General features: G+C 45.8%; 9 protein-coding genes and 1 pseudogene. 7 read left to right on the plus strand and 3 right to left on the minus strand.

The genetic code is table 11. The annotated features are described in order from the left end of the window. Positions 1-53: 53 nt before the first annotated feature. Both AB4209_RS05990 and AB4209_RS05995 read left to right on the plus strand, forming a co-directional pair. A pseudogene (locus tag AB4209_RS05990) lies at positions 54-377 on the plus strand (glycosyl hydrolase); the annotation flags it as partial. 149 nt (positions 378-526) lie between these two features. Beyond that, complete coding sequence (locus AB4209_RS05995) at positions 527-1,384, plus strand: polysaccharide lyase family 7 protein (protein ID WP_017060503.1); 858 nt, start codon at positions 527-529, stop codon at positions 1,382-1,384. 160 nt (positions 1,385-1,544) lie between these two features. Here the strand turns inward: AB4209_RS05995 and AB4209_RS06000 are convergent, their stop codons facing one another. Next, positions 1,545-2,456 carry a LysR family transcriptional regulator gene (locus tag AB4209_RS06000; protein ID WP_017060504.1) on the minus strand — a complete coding sequence of 304 codons (912 nt, stop codon included), beginning with the start codon at positions 2,454-2,456 and terminating at the stop codon, positions 1,545-1,547. A 128-nt stretch (positions 2,457-2,584) separates the two neighbouring features. Here AB4209_RS06000 and AB4209_RS06005 point away from each other — a divergent pair, with 128 nt between their 5' ends. From AB4209_RS06005 to AB4209_RS06025, 5 genes are all read left to right on the plus strand, one after another. Continuing rightward, positions 2,585-3,649, plus strand: coding sequence for an HlyD family secretion protein (locus AB4209_RS06005; RefSeq protein WP_017066726.1), 1,065 nt, complete (start codon positions 2,585-2,587; stop codon positions 3,647-3,649). A gap of 3 nt (positions 3,650-3,652) precedes the next feature. Next, positions 3,653-5,203, plus strand: coding sequence for a DHA2 family efflux MFS transporter permease subunit (locus tag AB4209_RS06010; RefSeq protein WP_017060506.1), 1,551 nt, complete (start codon positions 3,653-3,655; stop codon positions 5,201-5,203). Positions 5,204-5,492: 289 nt separating this feature from the next. Beyond that, positions 5,493-7,082 carry a response regulator gene (locus AB4209_RS06015; RefSeq protein WP_017064673.1) on the plus strand — a complete coding sequence of 530 codons (1,590 nt, stop codon included), beginning with the start codon at positions 5,493-5,495 and terminating at the stop codon, positions 7,080-7,082. Next, positions 7,076-7,408: an Hpt domain-containing protein gene (locus tag AB4209_RS06020; RefSeq protein WP_017060508.1), complete on the plus strand. Its 333-nt coding sequence runs from the start codon at positions 7,076-7,078 to the stop codon at positions 7,406-7,408. The genes AB4209_RS06015 and AB4209_RS06020 overlap by 7 nt, the downstream gene beginning before the upstream one ends. 413 nt (positions 7,409-7,821) lie before the next feature. Then, positions 7,822-8,718, plus strand: coding sequence for an RNA polymerase sigma factor RpoD/SigA (locus AB4209_RS06025; RefSeq protein ID WP_229647550.1), 897 nt, complete (start codon positions 7,822-7,824; stop codon positions 8,716-8,718). A 187-nt stretch (positions 8,719-8,905) separates the two neighbouring features. Here the strand turns inward: AB4209_RS06025 and AB4209_RS06030 are convergent, their stop codons facing one another. Further along, positions 8,906-9,259 (minus strand): hypothetical protein, encoded by a 354-nt coding sequence (locus AB4209_RS06030; protein ID WP_017060510.1) that lies wholly within the window; start codon positions 9,257-9,259, stop codon positions 8,906-8,908. Positions 9,260-9,465: 206 nt separating this feature from the next. Beyond that, positions 9,466-25,979 (minus strand): tandem-95 repeat protein (locus AB4209_RS06035; RefSeq protein ID WP_372055154.1); only part of this gene is annotated, 16,514 nt, incomplete at its 5' end.

Raw genomic sequence — 25,979 nt, forward strand, 5'->3', positions numbered from 1 at the left:
CACTAGCGCTACTTAGGTGTAATAACCGTAGTTACCCTTTACGGAATCTAAATATGCTCAGCGTACGTCACCCACTCAATCTTTCTAATTTTGCCATTGTGGCTTTAACAACAGCTTGTCTGTTTTCATCCAACGCACAAGCGAGCCAAATAACGCTCACCAGTAACAACAATACCGTCGCTACCTCATCGAATACTTTAGAGGTCGATTGGAACGGCTTAAGCGTTAACAGTGCTGCTCTCACCGTTGATAGCCAACCACAGAAAGCGACCAATCTGGTCATTGGCTTTTCCGATAAAGCTGACTCAGCAAAAATCGCCACTTGGACCTTAGTACCCAGTGGAATAAACGTTAAGGCAGAGCTTAATCAAGACCAGCCAATCCCAATCGACACCTAATTCTCTCTATTTTTGTACAAGAAAATTGGGTGCCGACCACAATTTCAAACACAGATGTTTTCACATAAATCTCAAAAGTGATATCAATGCTTATATTGAATGATAATAATACAAAAGAGATATTTTTGATGAAAAAGACCCTACTCACTTGCTGTGCCCTTCTTGCCTTTTCTTCTTCGGCAATCGCTAATGTTCAGTTTTCGAATCCAGAAGGAGCTTTAGGCGAACCTTCTAATTACTCTCAATACCAAAATGTTTTGTCAGTTTCTGAACTTCAAATTTCAGATCCAAACGGAAAGAAAGGCAACAAAGACTATTTTGCGCTCGATAATAACTACGACGGCATTGTGAACAACAACTTCTATGTCGACAAAGAAAGTGAAGCGCTAGTCTTTACCATGAAGAATGACCACCTGCGCAACGAGCTACGCGTTCAGGAAAACTTCCGCACAGACTTAACAAATGAAACATACACATTAAGTTCGGAGGTGGAGATCATAAAACCTGAAGAGTCGATGAAGAACTCAGACTCTAAGCAAGACGAGATTACATTCCTACAAGTACATAACAAAGGCTTAGATGATCTTGGTACTCACAATGTCCCTCACCCTTTGCTTCGTGTTGTATGGAAACGTGACAATAATGGTATTGAAGGGCATTTCTGGGCAATCATTAAAAACAACGCTGTAATTTGTAAAGGATCGTTCGGCAAGAAAAACCAAGACAAGGAAATGTGCAAATCAGACGTAGCATATTCTCAGTATGATTTAGGCAAAGCACCACAAGGCAAACCAACAGCATTTGATTTAATCGTGGGTGATAAGAAACTTATTGTTGACGTAAACGGTGAACGTAAAGTTGAGCAGGATATTGACTACTGGCGTCACCTATTAAGCTACTTCAAAGCTGGCGTATACAACCAATTTACGAATGGACAAAGTGAAGCTCACTTCTACAAGCTAGAGTACACAGAGAAAAAGAGCTAGTTCGGTACTTAGCCTACAACTACATTAGCAATCAGAAAAAAACGAACTTGTTAACAAGTTCGTTTTTCTCTTTTCAATGTTATTGGTCATTGTCAATGAATTACAACTAATCAACAGTTAGGCAGCCGATTCCTTCTGTTGCTCCCAATACAATATGCCTTTATTTCGTTATTTGATTGGCTCTATTTTGAAAAGCAGTCAGTAGATAGTCGATAAAGACCTTCTTACGTTTCGGCATCAACTGCCTGTCTGCATACACTAGGCTTACTGAAACTTCTGGCATCTCATATTCAGGTAACAGACGAATCAGCTTACCTGTCTTAAAGTGTTCCCGACAAATGAATTCAGGAAGCACCGCCAAGCCGAGCCCATCCACACACGCTGTTAGGCATGCCGTGATGGTATTCACCCGCAACTGACACGGTAGATCGATCAAAATCGACTCTCCGCCTTCTAATTGTAAATGCCACTTGGGTAGACGCGCGGCCTTGTTCACCACCTCAATCATTCTGAATGGCGGTTCAAGATCATCGGGTGAAGAGACGTCATCGAACTGCTCTAAATACTCAGGGCTGGCTGCCAATACACGCTTTGATGTTGTGAGGTAGCGAGAAACCAAGCTCGAGTCCACTAGCTCACCAATTTGTGCGTAAAGATCGATCCCCTCCGCAATGATGTCGACTTCTCGATTCGACAGTTCTAAGTTCAAAGTCACGTTTGGGTGCTCTTTTAGGAAGCTGTGGATGTATTTAGCTAATACTTGATGCCCCAATTCGACAGGCAACACAACATTTAACTGCCCTCGGATCAAATCCTGATTGGCTGAAACCTCTAGCTCAGCTTGGTTCATGATCTCTTGCATCTGCATGCTCGACTGATAAAAGCGCTCACCCTCTGGCGTTAAGACTAAACTTCGTGTCGAACGAGTGATCAACCTCACACCTAGATGCTGTTCCAGCTCGTCTAGCTTTCGGCTGACGGTCGACTTGGTCATGTTCAATGCTTCAGCTGCGTGCGTGAAACTCCCACAATCAACAACTTGTGTAAAAACAGTCACAGCATTTAAGTCCATCGTACTTCTCCCAAAGCGCCATTAGTTAGATTTTTGCAACAGTGTTTCCCTTTTTTCCTATCTTATCAATCAATCGAATTCATTTACAATTCGTTACATCTAAATAAAAACAAAATGAGAAAGAAAAAATGACAGAGAACAACAACGCTTCGCAAACAGTAAGCACAAAAAAACGTAAAAAAGCTCCGCTTATTGCTACTGCGATCATGCTGTCATTGGGTTTAGCCGGTGCTGGATACTGGTACGGCTATGGCCAGTACTTTGAATCTACCGACAATGCCTACCTACAAGGCGACATCACGAATATTAGCCCTAAGGTCTCTGGCTATATTGTTAAGTCTTATGTGAGTGATAACCAATCGGTTAAAGAAGGTGATTTGCTGGTTCAAATCGATGACCGTGATTACCAGTCAGCACTCGCTCAAGCAAACGCCCATTTAAGCGTCGTGCAATCAGACGTCAAAAATCTAGTGGCACAACAAACGTTACAACGTAGCAAGATCAATCAAGCAGAAAGCCGCGTTGATTCTGCACAAGCTGAATACGAACGCGCGATTCAACAAGTGGTACGTTCTCGTAGCTTACTAAAGCGTAACTACGCGTCTCAAGATGAAGTCGATAGCATGGTTGCACAACAAAAAGTAACTCAGGCAGATTTAGAAGAAGCAAAAGCAAACCTCGTTGCAACCAATGACCAATTAACCGTTATCGCTAGTGAGATTGAGCAAGCAAATGCATCCGTGACCGAAGCTCAAGCCCAGAGAGATCAAGCACAGCTTAACCTTGATTACACCAAAGTTTACGCGCCAGCAGATGGCGTGATTGGTAAACGCAGCGTACGTGAAGGCTTGCTGATTCAAGCAGGCGCACCACTGATGAGCTTGGTACCAAACAACCAAGTGTGGATTGAAGCCAACTTCAAAGAGACACAGCTAAGTGGTATTCACAAAGGTCAGACGGTTGAAGTAGAGCTGGATGCGTTCCCGGGGCAGCCTCTTGAAGGTGTGGTAGACAGTTTCTCCCCTGCGACTGGCGCTAAATTTGCGCTCCTACCACCAGAAAACGCGACCGGTAACTTCACTAAAATCGTTCAACGTGTACCGGTTAAAATTACTATTCCAGATCAGCAAGAGTTGAAAGGTCGACTGCTTCCTGGTTTGTCTGTGGTAGCGACCATCGATAAACGAGGCTAGACCATGAGTAACGCTGGTGTTGTCACCCAAACAAATGATGATGACGAGGTTTCGAGACGCCATTGGATCGCCCTATTTGGCGGCTTGATTGGCGCGTTTATGGCGATCTTGGATATTCAGATCACCAACTCGTCTCTCAAAGATATTCAAGGTGCGCTATCAGCCACCTTGGATGAAAGCTCGTGGATCTCTACGTCTTACCTAGTCGCAGAGATGATCGCTATCCCACTCAGTGGTTGGCTTTCTAAAGCGCTCGGTAAACGCCGTTATATCACGTGGACGACAGCCATTTTCACCATTTCATCTTTGTTGTGTTCGTTCTCTTGGAACATGACCTCGATGATCGTGTTCCGCGCGATGCAAGGCTTCAGTGGTGGTGCTCTAATCCCGCTTGCTTTCTCGCTGGTGATTCAGTTATTGCCGGTCAACAAGCGTGCTGTGGGTATGGCACTGTTTGGTGTAACCGCGACCTTTGCTCCATCGATTGGCCCTACCTTTGGTGGCTGGCTGACGGAGAACTTCTCGTGGCACTATATTTTCTACATCAATATTCCGCCAGCTTTGCTTGTGATCACCATGATCCGATATGGCTTGGACGATGAAAAGCTCGACCTTGGCACGCTGAAAAAAGCCGATTGGTTTGGTATCGCCACCATGGCATTAGGGCTAGGTTGTTTGGAAGTGGTGTTAGAAGAAGGTAACCGTGAAGAGTGGTTCAGTTCGAGCTTTATTATTGGCTTGAGTATCGTGTCGGCGGTGAGTTTGGTTTACTTCGTGATAAACGAACTCCAACACAAGAAGCCATTGGTTAACCTGCGGCTATTGCGGGATGGGCAATTTGCGATGTCTTGTATCGCCTATTTGATTCTAGGAATGGCATTGCTCGGCTCTATCTATGTTCTACCGATGTATCTCACTCAAATTCAGCAATATAACGCGATGGAAATTGGTGAAGTGCTAATGTGGATGGGTTTCCCACAGCTTCTGATATTCCCAATTGTGCCAAAGCTAACACAGATCATTAAGCCTAAGTACTTGGTTACCTTTGGCTTCGCGATGTTCGGTTTTAGTTGTTACGTAAATACACACATGACAATCGATTTTGGCGGACAACAGCTGATTTTATCTATGGTTCTGCGTGCTATTGGTAGTCCGTTCATCATGGTTCCGCTGTCTTTGGTTGCCATGAAGAACATCAGCAAAATGGACACGCCAGACGCATCAACGTTAACCAACGTAATGCGGAACTTAGGGGGCGCTTTCAGCATCGCGATTATCGCTACGCTATTGGATAACAAAACCCGTGAGCACTTAGCACACATCAAGGAGTCGCTACCTTCAGTGAGTCAACTTGGTTGGCAGACGCTTCAGCAACAACAAGCGTTTTTCATTCAGTCAGGAAGTGATGCCGCAACTGCGATGCAACAAGCACAAGCAAGTTTGCTCGGCACAATGCAACGTGACGCAGCCATCATGGCTTACAACGATGTGTTCTTAATGATGACGGCGTTCTTGGCTCTAGCGGCAGTATTGATTCTAAACATGCGTGATTAACGCTAGAGTTTCGGTAAATAAAACTTCAAGCAAAGAACAACATTTCGAATAAAAACTCGAACAATAAAACAGAGAGGTGAGCTTATCGGCTTGCCTCTTTTTTATTTCTAAAACACGTATAACCCCACTAAAATCAGGTAAAAGTCACCTGCGTTTGAAGGCTTTCATAAATGTTATCTAATACTCTTTAATTACCAATAGTTTATTGAGTGTTTGTATGTGATATAGGCACCTTGACAATGTGCAACTTGACACCTAAATTAAAAAATAACATTTGGTATTAAGGAAAATGGATTTGACCTTACCAACAGACCTTCGAATTTTGATCGTCGACGACTCTAAAAGCGCAACAATACTTATTAAGCAGCAACTGGCTAGTTTGGGAGTTTCGCGCGACTGTATTTTTATTGCGACCGACTATCGAAAAGCCATTAAAGCGGTCGAGACACACTCTTTTCATGTACTCCTCATTGACTACCACTTAGAACAGTCTTTTACTGGCTTTGAGCTGTTGGGCATTCTGTATCGAAACCGCCTCATCGATCATACTGTGGCGACAATCTTGCTCTCTGGGGATATGCGTCAGGAAACAGTATTAACCGCCCTTTCAGGTGAAGCACACCACTTCGTTTCTAAACCGATTAATACTCAAACGTTGGGTAAAAAGATCCAAAGTGCCGTGTCCGTTTCAAAGAAACTCACCCAACTGAATGATTTGTATCCCATTGCCAGTCAAGAGAGATTAGCTCAAGCTTTGGCGATCTCCCCTAATGGTACTAGCGTTCAGTTCGAAGCGACATTGATTGAACATTTAATTGCAGGTAAGAAATGGCAGTTACTCTCTAGCGTCATTAACAACTCCAAAACCAACATGCACCCAACCAAATTGGTGGCTGAGGCGCTGATTCTCGACAGCTTAGGCAAGCCAAATTTAGCCATAGATAAGCTCCACAATTTTCTAATAGCACAGCCACTCTCATTGAGCGTGATTGACTGCTTAAGCTGTATCTATGAAAAACATAAAATGCTGCTGCCTGCTCTTAAATTAGCGATTCGTGCATTTGAGATGACTCCCAGCATCAGCCATCGTGCAATCAGGGCCATCGACTTAGCTGAGAACGCAGATAACACACATATGATCATAAAGTTAGGTGAGATGTATGCAACCCACATTTCAGCTGCTGACATTGATGTCATCCATTCCATTGGTGCGCACTTTAATTCCTTAAAAGCAACGTATCAGCGCGAGACGCAACTAAAGTACAAACGTATTTTGCTTGAGCACGCCAACCAATTCACCGAGTTGGTAAACCTGAAACTTCCGGTAAAACAACAGCAGCAAGTTTTGGCCAGCCTTGCCCTATTTCAGAGCAGCATATTGCTCATCGAAAATAGCCCTCAGATTGCCCACAAAAAAGTGATTAGAGCTTCGACACTGTTAGCGAACAATTTCCACAGCCAACCGACTTATTTGCTCACTCAGTTATTACCCATGCTCGCCCACTTTGGTGAGTACTCTCTTTATCATTTAACAGTGGAATGTCTCAAATCTCGTGGAGAAGCCATAAATCACCAACTTGAGTCCAAAAATGTCGACCCTTCAACGTGTATAAACATTGAAAATTTGGGTTCGATCCAAGAAATAAAGGACTACATTCACAGTTACCCATATTCAGTTGCCGCCAAACTTGACTATATATACGCCGTCAATAAAGCTCATATAGATGAGAAACTTAGCGACGACTATCTAGAAGAAATCTTACAGTTAGAACTTCCTCCAAAATGGAATCAATGGATTAGTGATTCATCAAGGTATGGTTTTTCCACTAAGCCGCCTAGCCCATTTTCAACATTCAGCCGACAGGAGTCCACATGCTAGACTTTGATGCTTTAAACGCCTATTTAGACAATGACAGAGACGTCATTTACGCCGTTTTGTCTACATATCAAGAAGACCATGGCAATTCGCTACAAGAGATCGAAGAGTTGGTTCAACAACAAGATTGGGGCAAGCTTCATTTTACCGTGCACACCTTAAAAGGCATTTTAGCCAGCTTTGGTGAAGAAACGGCCACAGTTGCATTGGAAAGAGTAGAACAAAACACACTCAATAAGCTTGCGCCGCAAGATGATGATCTTTCGGTTATCTACAGCGAAATGAAGATCATTAATCAGCAAATCGATGAGGTTCTTAGCACTTATTAGTCGATAGAATTAAAACGTGCATGGCGATACTTAACAGCCGACACAGCTAAAAGAGTTGAGGTGCTTGGAAACATTGAACCTCGACTCTTAACATTTTTCTCATCATTTCTCCTCTCAATTATAGTTCTAACCCACACCTATAAATTCACGTCATTTATCTAGATAAACCGATTTATAACACATGCTTTATAAACTATCCGTCTTAATGTTTTAAACGAAAAACCAACACACTTGATGAGATGCAAAATAGTTAAATATTTGTAGATCTTTTTGTGACATAAACATACGAAATTGCATTTTATTTATTGGTAAAGAAGAAATTGTTATCTACACTCTAATGAAACCAAGCGTTAATCACTTGGTGGCATAATAAAAAAACTAAAACGTTCAGTCGGCTAGATAAGGACAAGGAAATGAACAACGATAGTTTTGCTGCGTTTCAGGGGCTCACGGATGAAACACCCATTACCGAATCATTTTCTACCAGTGCAGACCCTTATGCTCATTATCTGAAAGATATTGTTGGCATTGATCTGCTGTCGCGTGAAGATGAGGTGTATTACGCAAAATTGAATCGCGCGGGTGAGAAAAAAGCGCGTGATGTAATGATCGAATCAAACCTGCGCCTTGTTGTGAAAATCGCAAAGAGTTACCTAAAACGTAAAGGCAATAATTTCACCCTGCTCGACCTGATCGAGGAAGGCAACATTGGCTTGATTAAGGCCATCGACAAATACGATCCAGAACCAGGCTATCGTTTTTCAACCTATGCTGTTTGGTGGATCCGCGAAAACATTGAAGCCGCACTCATGAACACGGGTCGAACCGTTCGATTGCCAGCCCACGTGTGTAAAGAAATAAACAGCCTCGCCTCAAAAAAGCTCGATGCAAGCAAAAAAATGAGTAAAGAGGTTTCAATTTCTGAGCTATCAGACAGTTCAGGTGTAAAGGCCGAACGCGTCGATCAACTGGTGGCGTTAAGCGGGTTTATTGACGTGACGACAACGGTTGGAACTAGCCATGCGCCTATGGTGCTTGATCAATGCGAAAGTGAATATATCCCAGACCCTCAACAAGATTGTGAGGATCAATCCTTTACCCAAGCTCTAGAACAAATCATCTATACACTTCCTCCAAAATTACAAAAGGTGCTCATCCACCGTTTTGGTTTCTTTGATAACAAGGTGAAAACGCTGTCTGAGGTCGGACAAATGTTGGATGTGAATGTTTCTAATGAACGTGTTAGACAAATGCAGAAAGAAGCGGTCGAAAGAATTCAAAAACGACTCAAATTTGATGGTTGGGTGTAAGTCGTAGCCCAGTTGAGAATTAGTTGAAAATAACGTTAAGCCAAAACAAAGACCTTTAGGGTGAGCCTCCAAGCTTGCCCTTTTTGTTTGCTGATTCGTTAGAAAAATAAAAAAATCGTAAGCACACGAACCCTAAGTCGCTAATGCCTAATGCCTAATGAAAAATGACAAATGCCACACCATTAACTTACCTTAAAGAAGTGACTCGCTCACTGCGCAAAATGAGATAATTGATATAAGTGGTTTCAAGACAATCTTGTTCCCACACTGATAAAATCCGTTTAGCCGCAAAATAATAATCTTTGTTTCTCAACAACATCCCAACGGTGCGGCTAAGCTTTTCAAATCGAACGTGATCGCTCGCAGAGATGTAGTCATCGTCACTTTCAATAATGGGCGCTAAACCATCAGCAAACCAATTATTCAATATTTCTCGCATCTCTAATTCAGACTCAGGCACATCCACACTCGACAACTCTCGATGTTGAGGCGGTGGCACTATGTACTTCGACGCTTGCGGTGAACTGACATAACGATACATGTCGTCCCTCCTGTCTAACGGACCCTTCTCATAATTAAGGACATATTTACCTGTTCTCAAGTTTATTTAGCGAAACAAAAAAATAAATAAAAAAAAGCCATGTATCAATAACTCTACATGGCTTTAATGAGGGCAACTTTACGCTGCCCTATCTCCTTGTTGGCTTAGACTAAATGTCGGTTTAGACTAAAACTAAGCCCTCTCGATTAAATCGAGCTTTGGTCGAAGTCGTTGCCTTGATCCGTTCCAGTTTGAGAATCTGAATCGAAGCTTCCAGAGTCGTCCGTGAAGTCAACACCTTGATCTTGACCACCTGAACTTGTCCAGTCGCTGCCACCAGATTCCATACCTGCCATGTCCGGTTGCTGTTCTTGCGTAGAGCCTTGCATGGTGTATTGATCATCGACCTCAACTTCAACAGAACCGCTAGCACCGTCTATTGAGCTACCCAATTCGTCGTAACCTTGGAATTGGATCTCGCTAGTCCCTTCGTAACCTTCTGGAAGTTCAACAGATACAGGCTGCTCTAAGTTGCCACTGATTGTGAAGCTACCATCACCGTTATCCAGTGCGTTACTTACAGTAGCGCCCTCAGGTAGACCAGACATATCAGCGTAATCAACCGATTCGTTACCACTTACCTCATCTGGAATCGAGATAGAGATGGTATCACCCGGTGCCGCGGTTACATCTGCTGTACTATCTTCAGTTTCAGCATCTTGAGCTTGGTCATCAGCTTGTTGAGCCACTTCCACTTGTTGCTCTTCTGTTGCTTGAGCAGCTTGGACTTGTGGTTCATCACTTTGTACTGAATCATCTTCAACTTGGATGCTTAAGCTGTGACTTGATACTTCACCGCCGTCGTTAACTTCAACATTCATCGCTAAATTGCCATCGAAGTCTTCGTTCGGCCAGTAAGTCCACTCACCTTCACCTGATTCGGCAAAGAAGCCAGCATCGTTCGCGTCTGCAACATCAACAACTTGTGCAGAATCACTGACGCCTAACTCATCCACCAGCTGTGCATCCGTGATAGTTAGTGAACCATCATCAGCTAAGGTATAACCTTCGCTCGCCGCTGCTTCATCGCCACTTTGGATATCCACATTGAAGAAGCTTTCGATGCGATTTTCGCCATCGGTCGCTATAAACCCAACTTGAACATCGCCGGTGTAGTCTTCAGCAGGAGTGAATTGATAGTTACCTTGGTTATCGCTCTCAATTACGCCCTGACCTTCCATCAAGCTTACTGACTCAATGCTCAAGCTGTCGCCTTCTGCATCGCTCAGATTCGCTAACATGTCTTCATCAGTGAACGACAAGGTGGCATCCGCTGCGATTTCCGTCGTTGTGATGCTGTTAACTTCTGGTGCTGCATTCCCTTGCGAGTCACCTTCTTTCACGACTACGCCAGTTTGCTCATCATGAAGCACGCCATCTTTATCAACTACGTACGCAATGTCTGCTTCGCCCGTGAAGCCTGGTGCTGGTGTGAACGTCCAAGTGCCATCGCCATTATCGACAATCTCACCTTGGCTGCGGTCGGCAAGATGAACCAGTTTCACTTCATCATCGCTGTCTGCATCCACATTCTCAGCCAAACCAATTAGGTCGTCCGCCGTTAGGATGATGGAATCACCCGCCACAGTTTCGAAATCACCTGAATCGATACCATCATCAAACGCTTCCGGCTCATCTCCGTAATCAACCGTTGTTGCGCTTACGGTTACGAAGAACTCACCATGGAAGTCTTCAGGCGGCGTCATTTGAATGTTTGAGATATCCCAGTCGAACAGGTCGATGTATTGACCCGGCTCGGTGATCATCACGGTATTCACACCATCTGTTACCTCGAATCCAACAGGGAAACCTGTCATCACCAAGTTACTTAGTGTTTCTGAATCATCGACTAGGCCAACGTTCAGTCCCAAGTGACCCGTTTCATCTTCGCCGAAGACTAATGGACCGTCATGGTCAGTTGAAATAACCGCGCCATCTGCGACAGGACGTACGTACACAGGAACATCGAGAACCGTTTCGAACTCACCGTCACTCACGACAACTTGTAGGTCAGAAACACCCGCAAAGTCGCCTGTTGGTGTGAATGTCCAAGTACCATCACCGTTGTCTGTAACTTCTCCGCCATCTTCACCGTCTGCGGTGATAATGCGAGAAACAACAAGGTCTGCGGTATCAATGTCACCGAACAAGTTCATCAAGTCGCCAGCATCGAAGGTGAACGCGCCATCTTCGTCTGTGGTCATCATTGCGTTGCCGACATTGAATGGTGCGTCGTTAACCGGAATGACATCCACATTCAGCGAGCCATCAACCACTTCTTCACCGTCAGTCGCTTGATAACCGAGTTCTACTAAGCCATTAAAGTCTTGAGTAGTCACTAAGTGATACATGCCGTCTGGTTGCTGAGTTAAGGTCGCATTCGCTGGTGCTCGTACTGTGATGCTCTCAATGCTGATCTCGTCGCCATCAAGGTCTGTCACTTGACCCGCGATGTAAGCAGGGTCAATCACCATGACCACATCTTCTTCGCCTTGCATCTCAATGGTTGGCGCTTCAGGTGCATCATTCACTGGCGTAACATCGATGTTGCCGTCGACTGAAATTGTCTCTTGGCCATCGCTAACGTTAAACGTCATTGGCACATCGCCATTGAAGTTTTCGTTTGGTGTAAATGACCAAGTACCATCTTCGTTATCTAGCAACTCACCCAAGCTAGGGTCGATTTGTAGACCAGAAGCCGACAGCTCGTCTGCGGTGTTATCGATGTCGGTAGCTTGAGCTAACAACATGTCTTGTGTGATAAGAATGGTGCTGTCTTCGGCTGTGGTTAGTTTCACATCCTCAGATTCAGGTCCATCGTTCACAGCCAGAACTTCGATACCTGCCGTTGTTGTTGCCGTTGCACCGTCATCATCGGTCACGACCACATCTAGGCTGATATCACCATTAAAGTTCTCGTTTGGCGTGAAGGTCACAGACCCGTTATCGTTTTGAACCAAGGTGCCGTCAGAGCCTGTGTAAGTCACACTTTCAAGCGACACTTCACCATCAACGTCAGAGCTATTAGCAATTAACTGCTCAGGGCTGATTGTAATGGTGCCATCTTCGTTCATTTGGTAAGACGTAGAACCCGCTACCGGCGCATCGTTAACATCCGTTACCGTCACACCAATATTAGCATCGACTGTCTCAGTGCCATCAGTCACTGTGAAGCCAAGGTTGACATCGCCATTGAAGTTCTCGTTCGGAGCAAAGCTATAAGTGCCGTCACCGTTGTCAGTGAACACACCCTCTGCGCCCGTGTAAGACACATCCGTGATAGAAAGGTCATCACCATCAATATCCGCAGCACCTGCTAATAGGTCAGCGTCAGTGAAGGTTAGCGTTCCATCTTCCTCAACAGTAAAGTTTTGGTCTTCTGCTGTTGGTAGGTCATTGACTGGATTAACGGTTAGGTCGACGCCAGCTTGAACAGTTTCAAGGCCATCTGACACATCGAAGCTCAAATCAATGTCACCGTTGAAATCAGCATCCGGCATGATAGTAAATGAACCATCTTCGTTCGCTGTTACAGTCGCATTGTCACCTGCAGATAGATTGCTTGCGGTTAGTGCATCACCATCAACATCCGATGCGTTAGCCAGCAACTGCTCTTGAGATAGCGTAATTGAACCATCTTCATCAACCGAGTAAGCCAGGTTTCCAGCCACTGGTGCGTCGTTAACTGCAATAACTTCAATACCAGCGGTGGTTTGAGCGGTAGCACCGTCGTCATCAATAACCGTCACATCAAGGTTGATGTCGCCGTTAAAGTTTTCGTTTGGTGCGAACGTTACCGAACCATCTTCATTTTGAACCAAGATACCGTCTGCACCTGAGTAGCTCACGCTATCAAGAGACACTTCCCCGTCCACATCGGAGCTATTAGCAATCAACTGCTCAGGGCTCAATGTGATGGTGCCATCTTCGTTCATTTGGTAAGACGTTGCGCCTGCCACAGGTGCATCGTTAACGTCTGTTACCGTTACGTCGATGTTTGCATCAACCGTCTCTGTACCATCAGATACTGAGAAGTCCAGACTTACGTCACCGTTAAAGTTCTCGTTCGGTGCAAAGGTGTAAGTGCCATCGCCATTGTCGGTGAACACACCCTCTGCGCCAGTGTAAGACACGTCGGCAACTGACAGCTCATCACCATCAATATCAGAAGCACCCGCTAGCAGTTGCTCGTCTGTAAAGGTAAGTGAACCGTCTTCTTCAATGGTGTAAGCGACATCTTCTACAACTGCGATGTCATTCACTGGATTCACAGTAAGGTCGGCCGTTGCAACAACCGTTTCAGTACCATCAGAAAGGTCGAAGCTTAGGTCAATATCGCCATTGAAGTCAGCATCTGGGGTAATGGTAAATGAACCATCATCGTTTGCCGTAACTGTAGCGTTATCACCCGCGGTTAGGTTGGCAGCGCTAAGATCATCGCCGTCCACATCCGATGCTTGAGATAGCAACTGCTCTTGAGTCAGAGTAATGGAACCATCTTCATCAATGCTGTATGCCAAATCACCCGATACAGGTGGATCGTTAATTGGAAGAACATCAATACTTGCGCTAGTGGCTACTGTCGCACCTTCTTCATCTGTCACCACTACATCTAGGCTAACATCGCCATCGAAGTTTGCGTTCGGTGCAAAGCTGAATGTGCCGTTGCCGTTGTCAGTAAAGATACCGTCAGCGCCTGTGTAAGTAACACTATCAATCGCCACTTCACCTTCAATATCAGAAGAGTTCGCCAACAGTTGCTCTGCACTGATGGTGATAACTTCATCTTCGTTGACTGAGTAACTGGTTGAGCCTGCGATTGGCGGATCGTTCACCTCAAGTACAGTGATTCCCGCGGTAGTCGCTTCTGTTGCCCCTTCTTCATCGGTAACAACAACCGCTAAACTCACATCTCCATTGAAGTTCTCGTTTGGAGAGAAGGTGTAAGTGCCGTCACCGTTGTCTTCGAACACACCATCACTGCCAGTGTAAGTCACGCTATCAATCGCAACCTCACCTTCAATATCTGAAGAGTTGGCTAATAGCTGTTCGTTACTGATCGTGATTGAGTTGTCTTCATGCACAGTGTAAGACGTGCTACCCGCCACTGGTGGATCGTTCTCAGGCGTCACGCTCACATCAATGTTGGCTTGAACCGTATCCGTGCCATCTGACACATCAAAGCTGAAGTTCACATCACCATTGAAGTTCTCGTTTGGCGCAAAGCTGTAGCTTCCGTCACCATTGTCGGTAAGCACACCATCAGCACCAGTGTATGTCACACCTTCGACTGTTAGGTCGTCACCTTCAACATCCGTTGCACCCGTTAACAGGTCAGCGTCAGTGAAGTTAAGAACCCCATCTTCACCAATAGTGAATGCTTGGTCTTGTGGCTCTGGCGCATCATTGACAGGTGTTACCGTCAAGTCTAGGCCAGCCGCGACCATGTCTTCTCCATCGGTTACATCGTAACTAAATTCGATATTACCGTTGAAGTTTTCACTCGGTGTAATGGTGAAGCTGCCATCGTCGTTCATTTGAACGGTCGCATTTTCATCATTGGTAGTTAGGTTGATTGCTGATAAATCATCACCATCAATGTCAACAGCGTGCTCTAGCAACTGCTCTTGAGTTAGCGTGATGCTGTTATCTTCGGCTGTCACAGCACTGATGTCACCATCAACTTCTGGAGCATCATTCGCTGGCGAGATATGAATCGTCACATCTTGGGTTGCCGTCGCGGTGGTGCCCGTATCAACATCAGTCGATGTCGCATTTACAGTTAGAACCACATCACCATTGAAGTCACCTGAAGGGATAAACTCTAGCCCTTCTAGCTCGCCTGGTTGCAATGACCATGTGCCATCACCGTTATCGGTACCTGCAGAAAGCGAGCTGCCTTCCGGCACATCTTCAATCAAAATAGCAAGGTTTTCTGAACCATCGGTATCAGTAAGCGCCGCATCAATATCAAGTGGTACAGGTGTGTCTTCAGTACCAATGATTTGGTAATCCGCGTCAGACACTGTGATTTCAATGTTATCGATGCCAAACGACTCATCACTTACACCTTGATTCAAGGTTGAACCGAAGCCTAACTCAAGTTGGCCGTCTTCAACGGGTACCGTTAGGTTGATTTGGTGTGCTTGGTCATTCCAACCACTGAAGCCCTCACCTTGCGATACGCCGTGAACCACTTCGCCGACTTCATTTCCTTCTGAATCGTAAAGCGTTGTTGTGCCATCTTGAGTACGGAACGCAGAATTATCTAATGTCGTTAGCTCTTCGCCGCCGACAAAGATTTGGAACGACTCACCATCCCAAGAATCAATTTCGTAGAAGTTGAACGAGATATTAACTTCGCTCACATCACTTGGAATGTCGTAAGTTTTACTGACGGCTTCATCACCGCCCGTTCCACCAATACGACCTAGCATGTCACCCGACTCGAAGCCTTGAGAGCTTTCTGTGCCTGTATTCCAACCGTTTGAGCCAGACTCGAAGTTGTCTGAAGCAATCACTAGGTCAGAAGCAATCGACAGCTCTGGCATATCAACCACAGATTGAACATCAATCGTCGCTTCTGCTGGTACTGTCGCGGTACCGTCATTCACGTCGAACGTCACATTCACATTGCCGTCGAAGTTTTCATTCGGTGCGAATGTGTAAGTGCCGTCGCCGTTATCAACCAAAGTACCGCTATCTGAAGCCACATTTTCAACCGATAGGTTATCACCATCAATGTCGCCCGCATTTTGCAGCAGTTGTTCTTCTGTGAAGGTAAAGCTGGTGTCTTCTTGAGTCACAAATTGTGGCTCACCGACTGTTGGCAGGTCATTAACTGGGTTAACCGTTAGGTCAGCCGTTGCTTGAAGCGTCGCATCGCCATCGGTAATGTCGAAGTTCAAATCAATGTCGCCATTGAAGTTAGCATCTGGCGTGATAGTGAAACTACCATCATCGTTTGCTGTAACTGTCGCATCACCACCAACGGTTAGGTTAGCCGCTGTTAAGTCATCGCCATCAACATCACTCGCTTGAGCAAGTAATTGCTCTTGGCTCAAGGTAATTGAGCCATCTTCGTCCACGCTGTACGCCAAGTCGCCCGATACCGGAGCATCGTTAACAGGCAGAACATCAATGCTTGCGTTGGTCGCTACGGTTGCGCCTTCTTCATCAGTAACGACAACATCAAGGCTTACGTCGCCATCGAAGTTAGCGTTAGGTGCGAAGCTGAATGTTCCGTCACCATTGTCGGTAAAGATACCGTCTGAACCTGTGTAGTTAACGCTATCAATCGCCACTTCACCTTCGATATCAGAAGCGTTTGCCAACAGTTGCTCTGAACTGATGGTGATAACTTCGTCCTCGTTGACTGAGTAGCTGGTTGAGCCTGCGATTGGTGGATCGTTCACCTCAAGTACAGTAATACCCGCGGTGGTCGCTTCAGTTGCGCCCTCTTCATCAGTTACGACAACATCAAGGCTAACTTCGCCGTTGAAGTTTTCGTTTGGTGAGAAGGTGTAAGTACCGTCACCGTTGTCTTCAAAGACACCGTCAGCGCCAGTGTAAGTCACGCTATCGACTGCCACATCACCTTCAATGTCAGAAGAGTTAGCAAGTAACTGTTCGTCGCTGATGGTAATTGAGTTGTCTTCATGAACGGTGTAAGACGTGCTACCTGCAACCGGTGGATCGTTCTCTGGTGTCACGCTGACATCAATGTTGGCTTGAACCGTATCCGTGCCATCTGACACATCAAAACTGAAGTTTAAATCACCATTGAAGTTCTCGTTTGGCGCAAAGCTGTAGCTTCCGTCGCCATTGTCAGTAAGAACACCGTCGGCACCTGTGTAAGTCACGCCTTCAACCGATAGGTCATCCCCATCGATATCGGTAGCACCTGTTAGCAAGTCTTCATCTGTGAAGTTCAAGATGCCGTCTTCGCCAATGCTGAACGTTTGATCTTGTGGTTGTGGAAGGTCATTAACTGGGTTAACGGTGAGGTCAGCCGTCGCAACAAGCGTATCTGTACCGTCGCTAATGTCGAACGTTAGGTCAATGTCACCATTGAAGTTCGCATCAGGGGTAATGGTAAAGCTGCCGTCATCGTTAGCAACAACCGTCGCGTCTCCATCAACAATCAAGTTAGAAGCAGTAAGGTCGTCGCCATCTACATCGCTTGCTTGAGAAAGAAGCTGCTCTTGGCTCAAGGTAATCGAACCGTCTTCCTCTACGCTGTATGCCAAGTCTCCTGATACTGGAACATCATTGATTGGTAGGACATCAACCGTAATATGAGTATCAACTTGAGCGCCGTCTTCATCTTGAATGGTCACATCCAATTGCACTTGGCCGTTGAAGTTTTCATTCGGAGCGAAACTACATGTACCGTCACCATTGATAGAGAAGATACCGTCTGGGCCATCGTAATTGATCTCAACAAGCTCAACATCACCTTCAATATCAGAAGCGTTCAGCAGAACTTGAGACTCATTGAAAGTCAGTACTGAATCTTCATCGATGGTGTATGACGTTGGGCCAGCAACTGGCGGATCGTTCACCTCAAGGACAGTTATACCCGCCGTTGTTGCTTCAGTCGCTCCATCCTCATCCGTCACGACAACATCTAGGCTAACTTCGCCATTGAAGTTCTCGTTTGGAGAGAAGGTATATGTGCCGTCACCGTTGATTTCCAGAACACCGTCGCTACCACTGTAAGTCACGTTATCAATTGCGACTTCGCCTTCGATATCCGAAGAGTTCGCTAGCAATTGTTCGTTACTGATCGTAATAGAGTTGTCTTCATGAACCGTGTAAGACGTGCTACCCGCAACCGGTGGATCATTCTCTGGCGTCACGTTCACATCAATGTTAGCGGTTACCGTATCGGTACCATCTGATACATTGAACGAGAAGTTGACATCGCCATTGAAGTTTTCGTTTGGCGCGAAGCTGTATGTGCCATCGCCATTGTCGGTTAGGACACCATCTGCGCCAGTGTAAGTTACACCTTCAACACTTAGGTCGTCCCCTTCAATGTCCGTCGCACCTGTTAATAGGTCTTGGTCATTGAAGGTTAACACGCCATCTTCGCCGACTGTGAATGCCTGGTCTTGTGCTTCTGGACCATCGTTCACTGGTGAAACTGTTAGCTCTAGGTTGGTAGAGACAACATCATCACCATCAGACACATCAAACGTAAAGCTCACATCGCCATTGAAATCAGCATCTGGCGTTAATGTGTACGTACCATCACCGTTATCGGTAATCGTAACGCTCTCATCATCGGTTGCTAAATTCAGAGCCGTCAACTGATCGCCATCTAAATCACGCGCATTAGCCAATAAGTCTTCTTGCGTAATGATGATTGAACCATCTTCTTCAACCGTTGCAGAAACCGGAAGTGCTTCAGGTGCGTGCTCAATGTGCGCGCCTGTCGCGTTAATGTAGATGGTTTGAGATACCGTTTCAGAATCATCATTCGATAACTCTGTCGCAGTTGCGGTTACATGAACTTCAAGCTGCTCATTGAAGTCTTCTGGTAACTGGATTTGTAACGCATTTTCGATAGCCGTTGTTGGTAAGTTCACCGTACCATCAGGGCCAACCGTTACTTCACCGCTGTAGATTTGGCTGTTCACTTCACCGACATCGATTGTGAAGTTGAAGTCAGAATAGTCAGCATCACCGCCGCCATACAAATCTTCAAATCCGTAAACCAGCTCGCCGTCTTCATTAACCGTAGTACGAGTATGTTCGATACCATCTTGGTTTAGCTGAGAGCTTGAACCACCATGGAAGATCGCGTCACCATTTTGGCCTTGAATCACTGTCTCGGTTCCATCAGCAGCCACAAAGACAAGTTGAGGATCAACCGTATCCATGTTCGCAGGCGAACCATCCTCAGCACGGAACTCGTACTGACCGTCTTGCATCGCATCAAAGTCGTTGTGCTGATGTCCGTTTGGAATTAAGAACAGGTTAAAGCTTTCGCCTTCCTCGACTTGGAAGCTGAATTGATCTTGCCCTGGAACAAGGTCGCCGCCACCACCAACTTGTGATGCGTTTTCGTAAACAACTTCAACACCTGTGATGTTGCCGTCTTCGTCTACTTTGTAGTAACCCGCAGCGTTTTGGTAGCCAGCCGTCTCACCTTCAAACGTTACTGTGATTTCAGTGTCGTTGTAACTGGTGATACCGTTCTCTTGGTCATTCAGAACGCCTTCGTTATCGTATTGAATAACCGAACCTTCTGGCACACCATCTACTGTAACAGTGAGTGTTTCAGACAAGTCTTGGTCGACAAGTGCCGCAGCAATGTTCAGTTCAACAATACCGCCTGGCTCAACCAAAATCGCCTGGTCGTCGACGTTAACACCATCACCATCCGTGATAACTAAGTCAGGCGCATCCGCAACTGCTTCAATGTGAACATTAATGTCTTGTTCAACTTCATCCGTACCGTCTGTTACAGTAAAGCTGAACTGCAGATCACCACTGAAGTGCTCTTCAGGAACGAAGCTGAACGTGCCATCGCCGTTGTCGGTTACTGTGCCTTCATCACCAGAGTAATTGATGCTGGTAACGCTTAGGTCGTCGCCATCAATATCAATTGCAGCACTCAATAGATCTTCTTGAGTGAACAGGATGCTGCCATCCTCTTCGATGTGGTACATTCCTGGAGCAACAATTGGAATGTCATTCACCGGATTAACGGTCAATGTCATATCATTAGACGTGCTCAGCTCACCGTCGCTCACCTCATAAGTGAATGCAATATCGCCATTGAAGTTCTCTGAAGGTGTCACTGTGTACGTGCCATCACCATTGTCTACAATGCTGGCATTTGGATCGTTAGTTTCAAGCGCGCTTGCAAACAACTCATCGCCATCTTGGTCGCTCGCGTTCTCCAACAACATTTCTTGTGTAACGAGGATTGAACCATCTTCGTCGACATCTGCCACCATTGGCGTCGCTTCTGGCGCATCGTTGACGAACTCAACTTTTAGGTCGATGTTTGCGGCAACCACATCAGTGCCATCGCTCACATCAAACGCTAAGTCAACGTTACCGAAGAAGCCCTGCTCTGGTGTTAATGTGTATGTTCCATCGCCATTGTCTGTGACTTCTACCGTGTCGCTTGCACTCGTCACATTCACAACTGACAGTTCGTCGCCTTCAATGTCTGTCGCTTGTGCTAATAGTTCAGCTTCGGTAATGGTAATCGCTTGACCGTCTTCCGTAGTGAAAGACATGTCAGGCACGTCTGGAGCATCGTTGATAGGGTTTACGGTTAGGTTGAGGTCAGCCGCAACAGTTTCGATCGCGTCAGTGACATCATAAGTAAACTCAATCTCACCAAAGAAATCTGCACTTGGTGTAATAGTGAAGCTACCGTCTGGGTTTTCTACAACAACCGCATTTGGATCGTTGGTCGCTAAGTTAACGGCTTCAAGGTTGTCGCCATCGACATCCGTCGCATTCGCTAACAGATCCTCTTGAGTAATAGTGATTGAACCATCTTCATCAACAGCGGCTTCAATTGGACCACCAACCTCTGGGCCTTCATTGACAATTTCAACGTCAACTCTTGCTGTACTTGGTGCGCTTGCTTGGCCATCACTGATATCGAAAGTCAGATTCACTTCACCGTAGAAGTCTTCTGCAGGTTCGAAGGTAAAGGTATTATCACCGTTATCCGTTAACGTACCTTGCGTTTGGTCTGCAAGTAATAGGTTTTCGACATGAAGAATGTCGCCATCAACATCGGTAGCACCAGACAATAGGTCTTTCGCTTCGATGATCATGGAGCCGTTTTCAAGCATTTGGGTGTGCAATGGTTCACCCGGAACCGGCACATCATTGACTGGTACGACCGTTAGGTCTAGATGCGTTGCAACTTCATCAGTTCCATCAAACACCTTGTAGTCGATGTCGATTTCACCATTGAAGTTTTCATTCGGCATGAAGGTAAACGTACCATCGCCGTTATCAACTAGCTCACCGTTATCACCACCGTAAGTGATGTCAGAAATAGACAGCGTATCGCCTTCCACATCTGTGGTGTTCGCTAGCAAGTCATCTGCACTGAACGTGATACCTTCATCTTCATCTGTCGATAGAACAATCGGGCCAGAAACGATTGGCGCATCATTTACTGATTCGAAATTGATATTGATGATATTGCTGTCTGTCAGCTCACCATCGGTAACTTGGTAACCAAGTTCGATTTCACCATGGAAGTTTTCATCCGGTGTTACCGTCCAAGTGCCATCACCATTATCGGTGAGTGTTGCATGCTCTGAGTTTTCACCCACTAGCTCTAGATTTTCAATATCAAGGTCGTCGCCATCAATATCAGATGCTTGCGCCAGTAGTTGCTCTTCGGTAATCACAACCGAAGCAAACTGGGCAGAACCATCGGTATCGACAGTAATATTCGGAAGATCAGCCGTTAACTCGATTTCGTTGTCACCCGCATGGATATTCAACTCAACCGTTTCAGTAATCTCTGAACCATCTACACCAATCGATGTAAACACCGCTTCATCATGACAAGTTTGTGACACTGTCATGTTTTGAACGACGTAAGTACCATTACCTTGCACGGTACCAAGCTCAAAGTAGGACACTGGTTGATCAACCGTTAGCGTGTAATCTGTCTCGAAAGTACCACGGTCTTCTTTGTGGTAAGTCATCGAGTCAATTAGGTCGCCATCCTCATTGAACGCTTTGATTTCTACTTCTGTAAAGTGACGAGACTCTTCCATGAACCAGCCACCCAAACCATCTAGGTGGAAACTGATTTCATTGATGTCTTGACCTTCAACTGAAACCGTCAGTTTCTCATCACCACTTAAGCCTTGGCGGTCAGTATCACCGATACCATGACCAATGTGGGTGTTGCCATTCCAGGCACCAAGAGGGTCATCGTTACTTTGAACAGTTACCGTTAAGTCACCATCTGAGAACTCACGCGTATAAGGGTCAACTTCTGTACCCCAATCATCCACACTCGCGTTATCGTCAAACGTACCGATTTGTGTGGTGTGTGTACCTTCAGCAAGAGCATCTTCACTTGGAACAAAGCGCACTTCGGTATCTGCAGGAACTTCTTGTCCTACTTCCAGTACCACCCATTCGTCATTCACATTTGCTTCAATGATGCCGTTTTCTGGCGCTTGGTCTAAACGTAGTGCTGGTTCTTCACGAAGTGTCACACCAACTGTTTGGTCTTCTTGCGCTTGGATGAAGATTTCATCGCCCGCTTCTGGCGCATCGTTGACAGGGTTAACCGTCAAGTCGAGTGTCGTCAGAACTTCATTCTCACCATCACTGATGCTGTATGTGAAGTCCAACTCGCCATTGAAGTTTTCTGTGTGCGTAATAGTGAATGAACCATCGTCATTAGTAACAATTGTCGCATCTGGATCGTTGGTTTGTAGGTTAGATGCCGTTAACTCATCACCTTCAACATCGGTCGCATTAGCGAGTAACTGCTCTTGAGTAATGGTGATTGAATTATCTTCATCGACTTCAGCCTGAATGCCCGAAGTTTCAGGTCCGTCATTCACAGCGATAACATCGATGCCAGCGGTTGTGGTTGCGGTTGCACCGTCTTCGTCAACGACAACAACGTCTAGTGAAATATCACCATCGAAGTTTTCATTTGGCGTAAAGGTGTAAGTACCATTGCCATTATCAACAAAAGAGCCGTCATCACCGGAGTACGATACTCCAGACAGTGAAACATCACCTTCTACATCGGAAGAGTTTGCCAATAATTGCTCATCACTGATCGTGATTTGGCCATCTTCTTGAACTGTGTAAGATGTCGAGCCCGCTACCGGTGGATCATTCTCAGGCGTTACGCTGACATCAATAACAGCTGATGTTGAATCAGTACCGTCAGAGACATCGAATGAGAATTGAACATCACCATTGAAGTTCTCGTTTGGAGCAAAGCTATATGTGCCGTCGCCATTATCGCTAAGAACACCATCTGCACCTGTGTAGAGTACGTTTTCAATCGACAGTTCATCACCATCAATATCCGACGCACCTGCAAGCAGGTCAGCATCGGTGAAGAGTAACGTACCGTCTTCTTCAATCGTGAACTGTTGATCTTGCGCTTGTGGCAAGTCATTAACCGGATTCACGGTAATGTCTAGGCCAACTTGAACTGAACCACCATCGTTATCGATGATATCGAAGTTCAGATCTAGGTCACCGTTGTAATCTGCGTTCGGTGTGATGGTGTAGCTGCCATCATCATTGTGTTGGATGGTCGCATTTTCATCAGTAGATAGGTTGATAGCTTCTAAGTTGTCGCTATCGATATCACCTGCTCTTGCTAGCAATTGCTCTTGGCTTAGCGTGATGGAGCTATCTTCATTGATGGTGTAAGCCAAATCGCCCGATACTGGCGCATCATTGATTGGCAATACATCAACGTTAATGTGTGTTTCAACCGTTGCGCCATCTTCATCTTGAATGGTCACACCCAGTTGAACCTGACCATTGAAGTTTTCGTTGGGTGCAAAGCTGCATGTACCATCACCATTTACAGTGAAGATACCGTCAGAGCCATCGTAGTTAATGCCAACAAGTTCTACATCTCCTTCGACATCCGAAGCATTCACAAGAATCTGAGATTCACTGAACGTCAGAACCGAATCTTCGTCAATGGTGTATGACGTTGGACCCGCAACTGGTGGATCGTTCACTTCAAGAACGGTAATACCTGCTGTGGTTTCATCAATTGCACCTTCTTCATCTGCAACAATCACATCAAGGCTGATATCACCGCTGAAGTTTTCATTAGGAAGGAAGGTATAGCTGCCATCGCCGTTATCTTGGAACACACCATCAGTGCCACTGTAAGTCACAGTATCAACCGACACCGCACCTTCAATATCCGAAGAGTTAGCTAGCAACTGTTCATCAGAAATTGTGATGGCATTGTCTTCATTGACCATGTATGAGGTTGAACCCGCAACTGGCGGATCGTTCTCAGGAGTCACACTCACATCAATGTTAGCGCTAACGGTTTCTGTGCCATCAGACACATCGAAACTGAAGTTCACATCGCCATTGAAGTTTTCATTTGGCGCAAAGGTATAAGTACCATCACCGTGGTCGGTCAGTACGCCATCACCACCTGTATAGCTAATACCTTCAACGGTTAAGTCGTCGCCATCAATATCGGTGGCACCGGTAAGTAAGTCGGCGTCTGTAAATTGAAGCGTACCGTCTTCTGCGATGCTGAATTGTTGGTCTTGAGGAACCGGCAAGTCATTAACTGGGTTAACAGTAAGATCGGCGGTTGCTTGAACCGTGTCAGTACCGTCAGTGATGTTGAATTGAATATCAATGTCACCGTTGAAGTTTTCATCTGGCGTAATCGTGAAACTGCCGTCATCGTTAGCTACAACCGTCGCATCACCACCAACTGTTAAGTCGCTCGCGGTTAGGTCTTCGCCTTCAACATCGGACGCTTGAGACAACAGCTGAACTTGGCTCAATGTGATTGAACCATCTTCGTTAACGTTGTAAGCCAAATCACCGGATACTGGCGCATCATTGATTGGCAATACGTCAACATTGATGACGGTTTCAACCTCTGCACCGTCTTCATCACGAATGGTGACATCAAGCTGAACTTGGCCATTAAAGTTCTCATTCGGTGCGAAGCTACAAGTGCCATCACCATTTACTGAGAAGATACCCTCAGGGCCATCGTAGCTAATACCAACTAGCTCAACATCCCCTTCCACATCCGAAGCGTTAAGTAGTACCTGTGATTCACTGAATGTTAGAACTGAATCTTCATTAATCGTATACGACGTTGGACCAGCTACAGGTGGATCGTTCACTTCAAGAACATTGATACCCGCAGTCGTCGCGTCGGTCGCACCATCTTCATCAGCAACAACCACATCCAGTGCAATTTCACCGCTGAAGTTCTCATTTGGCGAGAAGGTGTAAGTGCCGTTACCATTGATTTCGAGGACACCGTCGCTACCAGAGTAAGTCACGCTGTCTATCGATACATCACCTTCAATATCTGAAGATGTTGCCAATAGTTGTGCATCAGAAATGGTAATCGAATTATCTTCATTCACCGTGTAGGACGTTGAGCCCGCAACAGGCGGATCGTTCTCAGGAGTCACGCTAACATCAATGTTTGCAGACACGGTATCGGTACCGTCTGACACATCGAAGCTAAAGCTCACATCACCATTGAAGTTTTCGTTTGGAGCAAAGCTATATGATCCCTCACCCAAGTCAGTCAGTACGCCATCAGTGCCTTCATAAGTGATGCCCTCAACCGTCAGGTTATCACCTTCAACGTCTGTCGCGCCTGTAAGCAGATCCGTGTCTGTGAACTGTAAAGTACCGTCTTCTGCAATACTGAACTGTTGATCTTGAGGTACTGGTAGGTCGTTTACTGGGTTAACCGTTAGGTCAGCCGATGCTTGAACGGTATTGGTGCCATCAGAGATATCGAAACTGATATCGATGTCACCGTTGAAGTTCTCATCTGGCGTGATGGTGAAGCTGCCGTCATCATTAGCTACAACCGTCGCATCTCCACCAACCGTAAGGTCGCTAGCCGTAAGGTCATCGCCTTCCACATCTGATGCTTGAGAAAGCA

It is taken from the genome of Vibrio sp. 10N.286.48.C11 (assembly GCF_041469805.1).
GTDB classification, from domain to species: Bacteria; Pseudomonadota; Gammaproteobacteria; order Enterobacterales; family Vibrionaceae; genus Vibrio; species Vibrio crassostreae_C.